A 2,070-nucleotide genomic window follows, 5' to 3' on the forward strand; every position below is an offset into this window, starting at 1 on the left:
AGCCTATTTTATCAATGTTTTTTCTTGTTTTTTAAGCAAAAACTTACGCATACCCTTTTTTCATTTTTTGTTTCTTTAACCTCTCAAAAAAAATTTGTGCCTCATTAAAACTTGAAAATACATTATTTTTTCTTCCTGTGCAACTTTTAAAACGCACATTTCCGTAAACTCTCTCAACCATATATTCCTCAAATAGAGTGGCAATAATTTCTATGCTATAATAGCGAATGTTTCCTTTCTCAGTTATTCTGTGCAACAAAACATTATTCATAAAAAAACCTAATTAAAAATTATTTATTTTATTCAAAAAATCATTTTTAAACATTTTTTCTATAGCAAGCTTAATCATTTGATTAATTTTCTCATTTTCTTTATTTGTATTAGAAATTTCATCTTTGTAAGTAGGAATCATCATTTCTATCATTTTTAATGTTTTTTCATCAAATAATACTCTTTTTGGAATTAATATTTCATTTTTTTGAATATTTTCATTATTTATTGTATTTTTTTCCATTTTTATCCTTTATTTGTTAAAATATATAAATTATACCATAATATTAATAAAAAATTGTATAAATAGACAAATAATGCAAAAATATAAATATTTTTATGATATAATTTAAAATATATAACATAATCTTATATCAAAATAAGCCTATTAAAATATATATTTTGGTATTAACACAAGCAAATAAATATAACATAATACATAATTATGTTATAAAAAAAAGGATATAAATAAAATGAAACTTAAAAATACTACAATAAGCGAAGATTTAGAGCGTTGGATAGAAGCTTATTTGAAACATATTCAAGCATTATCCTATTCAAATAATACTTTTTTACTTTATAGGCGTATTTTACTAGAATTTGTAGAATATTCTTTAGATTATCAAGATGAAATGCAAATAAATGATATAAAAACGACTTTTTTAGTCAATTTTCTTAATTATTTAGAAAATAATTCAAAAAATGGCAATAAACTATCAAAAAAAACAAAAATAACTTATTTGAGAGTATTAACTAGCTTTTTTTCTTTTATAAGCGATAATAATGATGATTTGTTTGTTTTTTCCTTTGATATGAAGAAAATTAGATTTAGAACAGAAAAATCAGAAGAAAAATTGAATTATCTTAATGAAAATGAAATTATAAGGCTAAATAATGTTTTAGAGAAAGAAAAAGCAAAAAAAGAAGTTTACAATAGTTTTAGAAACTCTTTGCTGATAAAACTTATGCTTTATGGAGGACTTAGAATTTCTGAAGCTTTAAATGTAAAACTTTGTGATTTTGAAGAGGTTGATGATGAAATATTAAAAATATCCATAATAGGCAAGGGCGGTAAAGAACAATTTGCATTGATTAAAAAAGAAGAAGTAGATGATGAGCTTGAATATTTTAAAGAAAATATCCAAGATAGTGATTACATAATGCAAACTAGCACAGGAAAACATTTAAATAGAAGTAATGCTTTTTTGATTGTAAATAATATTTACGCTAAAGCTTTGATCAGCAAAAAAGGACTTCATTTGCTTAGACACACTTTAGCCATGAGATTAACAGCTAAAGGAACAAACCTTGTGGTCATACAAAAAATTCTAAGACATGCAAATCTAAATACTACTACTATATATGCCAAAGCAACAAATGATACAGTAAAAGCTGCGTTATTGAATAATTAATTTTTCTAAAATTGATTATTTACATAGACTTCTTTTTGAAGTCTATGCTGTGAATCTTTCTAATAAAAGTTTAGGTTCTCCGCCAAGTATTTTGATGAAATTTGCAATTCTTGATTGTATCATTTCTACGGAATACATACCTCCTAAACCGCCTAAAGCATAAAATAATTCTTCGAAAATGTCTTCTTTGTTAAATTCAAGTTCTTCTATATCAATAAGATCAGGAGTTCGGCTACATTTTTGTAAATTTTGATATATCTTGACTAAAATCTTGATTTTTTGTAGATTATTTTCAGCCTCTAAATAAGAATTTAAGTGTATTATTAGGGTTTTTATGAGTTTTTCTTTATTTTCTTTATTTTCAAAAAACTCAACCCCCCCCCCGAGT

The 2,070-nt window shown here is 23.9% G+C and carries 4 protein-coding genes; 1 reads left to right on the plus strand and 3 read right to left on the minus strand.

The window, feature by feature from the left end:
• Positions 1-43: 43 nt before the first annotated feature.
• Both CCO88_RS08385 and CCO88_RS08390 read right to left on the minus strand, forming a co-directional pair.
• The gene (locus tag CCO88_RS08385) at positions 44-271 is read right to left on the minus strand and encodes a WGR domain-containing protein (protein WP_002802788.1); all 228 of its coding nucleotides are present in this window, start codon (positions 269-271) and stop codon (positions 44-46) included.
• Positions 272-283: 12 nt separating this feature from the next.
• Positions 284-514, minus strand: a complete 231-nt coding sequence (locus CCO88_RS08390) for a hypothetical protein (RefSeq protein WP_002779694.1) — start codon at positions 512-514, stop codon at positions 284-286.
• A gap of 229 nt (positions 515-743) precedes the next feature.
• Between CCO88_RS08390 and CCO88_RS08395 the strand changes: the two genes are divergently transcribed.
• Entirely contained in the window at positions 744-1,682 is a 939-nt protein-coding gene (locus CCO88_RS08395) for a tyrosine-type recombinase/integrase (protein WP_002840116.1), read from the plus strand.
• A 42-nt stretch (positions 1,683-1,724) separates the two neighbouring features.
• Here CCO88_RS08395 and CCO88_RS10480 read toward each other — a convergent pair whose 3' ends face one another.
• Entirely contained in the window at positions 1,725-2,018 is a 294-nt protein-coding gene (locus CCO88_RS10480) for a hypothetical protein (RefSeq protein ID WP_171831845.1), read from the minus strand.
• Positions 2,019-2,070 lie beyond the last annotated feature (52 nt).

Origin of the sequence: Campylobacter coli LMG 9860, assembly GCF_000254135.1 — a bacterium.
Classification (GTDB): Bacteria; Campylobacterota; Campylobacteria; order Campylobacterales; family Campylobacteraceae; genus Campylobacter_D; species Campylobacter_D coli.